This window comes from Microcoleus sp. (assembly GCF_049646505.1).
In the GTDB taxonomy this organism is placed as follows: Bacteria; Cyanobacteriota; Cyanobacteriia; order Cyanobacteriales; family Microcoleaceae; genus Microcoleus.
The window spans coordinates 1-4,098 of record NZ_JBARVX010000617.1 but is presented as its reverse complement, the minus strand read 5'-3'; the positions used below and the strand labels follow the sequence as shown (position 1 = coordinate 4,098).

General features: G+C 44.9%; 4 protein-coding genes. 3 read left to right on the top strand and 1 reads right to left on the bottom strand.

Annotated features, from left to right (window positions below):
- The 3 genes from WBA89_RS28705 to WBA89_RS28695 form a co-directional block, all read left to right on the top strand.
- Nucleotides 1–1,122, top strand: a 1,122-nt coding sequence (locus tag WBA89_RS28705; RefSeq protein WP_424411026.1) for an FAD-dependent oxidoreductase, incomplete at its 5' end; no start/stop codon positions are given.
- 301 nt (nt 1,123–1,423) lie between these two features.
- Nucleotides 1,424–2,110, top strand: a complete 687-nt coding sequence (locus WBA89_RS28700) for a class I SAM-dependent methyltransferase (protein ID WP_424411025.1) — start codon at nt 1,424–1,426, stop codon at nt 2,108–2,110.
- On the top strand, nt 2,110–3,180 hold the full coding sequence (locus tag WBA89_RS28695) for a Rieske 2Fe-2S domain-containing protein (protein ID WP_424411024.1): 1,071 nt from the start codon (nt 2,110–2,112) through the stop codon (nt 3,178–3,180). The genes WBA89_RS28700 and WBA89_RS28695 overlap by 1 nt, the downstream gene beginning before the upstream one ends.
- A gap of 386 nt (nt 3,181–3,566) precedes the next feature.
- Here the strand turns inward: WBA89_RS28695 and WBA89_RS28690 are convergent, their stop codons facing one another.
- The gene (locus WBA89_RS28690; RefSeq protein WP_424411022.1) at nt 3,567–4,040 is read right to left on the bottom strand and encodes a hypothetical protein; all 474 of its coding nucleotides are present in this window, start codon (nt 4,038–4,040) and stop codon (nt 3,567–3,569) included.
- Nucleotides 4,041–4,098: the final 58 nt, after the last annotated feature.

Here is a 4,098-nt window from a genome sequence, read left to right as displayed (position 1 = left end):
AGTTTGGTGCAGCCTATTGCCAGAGCCATTGAAAGCAAAGGTGGTAAAGTATTAACAGATGTCGCAGTTAGCAATATTCACTGGGAAAACGGCAGGATTGATTCTCTCAGTTATCAGTCGGGAGACGTGCAAAGTAAAGTACCTTTTTGGGTGAAACGAAACGCCCTGTTAACTGACAGCAACTCTACCGAATATTTCGGCGCTGGGGACAGCGTATTTGCCAGCGCCCCCGGAGGAAAAGAAGCAATTTCTCTGAGCTGCACTCACCAAGGCTGCACAGTTCAGAAACAAAACGACGGTCAATTTCACTGTCCCTGTCACGGAGCAGTTTTTGATGCTGAGGGGCGAGTTGTGAGCGGGCCTGCTCAGCGGGATTTACCCAGATTTAAGGTAGTGGATGAAAAAGCAGATGAGGTACAGTTGGCAGCAGCAGTAAACAAATCACAACCGCCAAAAATGGCAGAAACATTGCAGGCTGATTATTATGTTTTTGCGGCGGATGTTCCGGGGATGCAGCATTTGTTTAGTTTAGCTAGCGGTGAGGTAAATCCGCAGGTGCAAAGCCGAATAGAGGGCTTGAAAATAGCCGATCCGTTTGCGGTGGGCCGTTTTTGGTTCGATCGCGAATTCCCCTGGGAGCACAGCAATTTTAGTTCGCTTTCCGGCTACAAACTAACTGACAGCATCACGCTTTACCACAAAATTCAAGATCAGTTCATCGAGTGGAATCAGAAAACTGGCGGTAGCGTAGTGGAACTGCACGCTTACTGTTACAAGGAGAAGGAATTCCCCAACCAGGAAGTTTTGCTCGCTACTTTCGAGGAAGAATTGTATGAAATTGTACCGGAATTAAAAGCGGCGACTCTGCTGCACCGGGAATTGGTAAATCAAAAGAATTTCTCCGGTTATCCGCCCGGTAGTTATGCGGAACGGCCAGAGACAAGCTGTGCTGTACCCAATCTTTTGTTTGCCGGAGATTGGGTAAAAATGCCGTTTCCTTGCGGTTTAATGGAAAGGGCTGTGAGCAGCGGTTTGTTGGCTGCTAATGCTATCTTATATCAGGAGGGTTTGCAGAGGCGATCGCTCTTGACGGTGAATCCCGAAGGCATACTGAAAATCTAAGGTTTGCAGCGGGGCGGATTTTATGTTATGTCCGCTAAAAATGGTTTGTAGTGAGGAATGCAAGTCTTCTGATTTTTAAGGCGAGCACTAAATTTTTCACTACAAACACCTTGATTAGAGGATTAAGAGCGATCGCCTTGCTGAGGAGAGTTAGTAATATTAGCAGGAATTCAGATGAGTTACGGTTTGTGGGCGCGGTTTCGCTGAGCCCAAAAGGCACAGCTTGAAAATAAAAAAATCATCAGCGTCGATTTGGGTGCATCTGCGGTTAAAATATTGAACGAGTATAAAGCAATAATAGATGCTGAAAACTAACTGGAAAATTCGCACTAAATCTGTAATGTTTGATGCTTTTGCAACCGAATACGATTTTGCTGCAACCTTGCAAAGCCAGAACGATTTCTTTATTAAAAACCTGTCGTCCTCTAAAGGTACAGCATTAGATATTGGCTGCGGTTCGGGAATTTTGGCTGGGGAATTAGCTAAGTATTACGATCGGGTAGTGGCGGTTGATTTGTCAGAAAAAATGCTGGATATCGCCCGTCAGAAACGCTCGTCCCCCAATATCGAATACATCCAAATGGATGCCAGTCATTTAAAGGTCGATCGCCAATTTGATTTAATTGTTAGTGACTCCACTTTTCACCACCTCAAACATCTCCCCAGCACACTACAATCAATTAAAAAATTATTAACCCCGCGCGGAAAAGTCGTTTTTTTAGATAATGTCTCGGAAGTCGAAACACCTGCTACAATCAGCTACATAGTAGGTGCAGCGAGAGATTTTATGCCCGACTGTTCCAAATACGGATTTCGCAATGCTTCAAGATTATTAAAATTTAGATTGTCGCCAAGCTGGTTGAAGCATTTAGCCAGCGACAGGTATTTGTCAGAAGGGAGATTTAAAAAAATTTACAGTCGTTACTTTCCCGGCTGTTATTTTGTAAGATTGGGTTGTTTGATGGGCGTAATTTGGGAAAATCTGTAATGCAAAACAACGGGGTAAAATCTGTCTCTGGAAGCCAACAAAAAACTCACATCCGCGAGTTGAGCATTAATTGCGATATGTGGTATGCAATCGCCCGCAGTACAGAGGTGCAAACTGGGCCGGTAGCTGCGAAAATCTGGAATCGGGCGATCGTGCTTTTCCGCGACAGTGCAGGCAAAATCAACGCTTTAGAAGATAGATGCCCGCACCGGCAAGTCAAACTCAGCCACGGCAAAATCAAAGGCGATTTAATCGAATGCGCTTACCACGGATGGCGGTTAAATGCAAGCGGAGAATGCGCCGAAGTCGATTATTTAGCAGAAAATCAAAAACTACCTAACTGCAAAATCCGCTCCTATCCAGTCCAAGAACAAAACGGTTTTATTTGGCTGTTTCCCGGCGATGCAACCCAAGCCGAAACAACAGATTTATTAGATTTACCAGAGTGGGAACATCTCAATTATATTGCCACAGTTTCAGTCATCGACTGTCAGGCACACTATTCATTTTTAATTGAAAATTTGATGGATATGTACCACGGACATTTGCACGATGATTGGCAAGCTTGGGCCAATCCGGTATTAGATACTTTAACAGAAGACGCGCATCAAGTAACCGCCCGCTATCAGGCGCAAAGTTATTACAAAATAGATAAAATATGGTCAATTTCCCAGTTGTTTTTTAAATCTCTGCGGAAGCTGCACCCGGAACCGCTAGAGGTGAGTTACGTTTACCCGCACTGGGTTTCAAGTTTGGGGAGCGACTTTAAGATTTACTGCTTAGTTTGTCCGGTAAGCGAGACAGAAACTCGCGCTTATTTAATTCATTTTACCTCATTAAATGCGTTTTGGCGGCTGCACAAATTGCCTGTTTGGTTTCGCAGGTTTATTAAAGATAGTTTGTTCGGTGCGGCTCAAAAGTTATTAGATGGTTTGGTGCGGCAGGATGTGTTGATGATTGAAGAAGAACAGCAGGCTTTTTTGCAGAATTCGGAAAGAAAGAATTACGAATTAAATCGGGCGTTGGCTAGTGTACAAATGTTGATGAGAAGTGAGGCGGAAAATGAATAATTCAGATGATTCGGCGGTTGAAACCGCGTCTACAAAAACGATGTCGGCCCCAAAACCGACTGGTTTATAAAGAATCTCCAAAACCAGGATTTGGTATAAATTGTATAGCCTTTCTCAAAAAAATGAGGCCGATTTGTTTGTAGTCAGGACTTTAGTCCAATACGGTTCACTTAACATATTTATGCCCCGGAGATCCCCCTAAATCCCCCTTAAGAAGGGGGACTTTGAGAGCATTCTTTTCCCACCCCCTACTCCCCTTTATAAGGGGTGTGCCAGGGAGATCGTCTTAAGTAAACCGTATTGGACTTTAGTCCCGATTGACTCAGAAGAAGGACTGAAGTCCGAACGATCGAACCTCAAAAATCTAAATTCCGCCAGCACAAACTTTACTTTTTAGCGCGCTGCTGCTGGTAAACGCTGAGAACTTTATCCGCATAAGTAGCAGTTGCGCCGCTTTTGCAAGCTGCCGATTCCCCAGTCATCCACCAGCAAGCGGCGCGGCGTACAGCGGCTGTTTCATTGTTGCCGCTAGCTTTGTATTCGTCGCGCAGCAAATCGCCCGCGATACAGGTAACAATTGATTTTGCTTTTGTCGCGTCGGCTTCAAATTGTTGCGGTGTTAAATCTGGTTTGGTACAGAATTTTGCCCAGCGGGAAATATTGCCCGGTAAAACTTGCCACTGACTGTACATTCCGTCGTTTGCGGTTTGCGGCGGCGCGGCTTGTCGCAGCGCTTCTACGAGGGCGGAAACTTGCGCGTCGGTGACTGGTTGCGCTGCTGCTGGAAGTGTTTGCAATCCGAGGCTAATTATCAGGCTGCCGAATAGTAGATTGGTTTTGGCGATCGATTTAAAATTCATTGACAATCCCCTGTTTGATTTAAACTTTGTTTCCTCAAACAAGGTTTACTATTTTGTC

Bases quoted from the DNA above. Each gene is read 5' to 3' on its own strand.
- WBA89_RS28700 (WP_424411025.1), top strand. From the start codon at position 1,424: ATGCTGAAAACTAACTGGAAAATTCGCACTAAATCTGTAATGTTTGAT.
- WBA89_RS28695 (WP_424411024.1), top strand. From the start codon at position 2,110: ATGCAAAACAACGGGGTAAAATCTGTCTCTGGAAGCCAACAAAAAACT.
- WBA89_RS28690 (WP_424411022.1), bottom strand. From the start codon at position 4,040: ATGAATTTTAAATCGATCGCCAAAACCAATCTACTATTCGGCAGCCTG.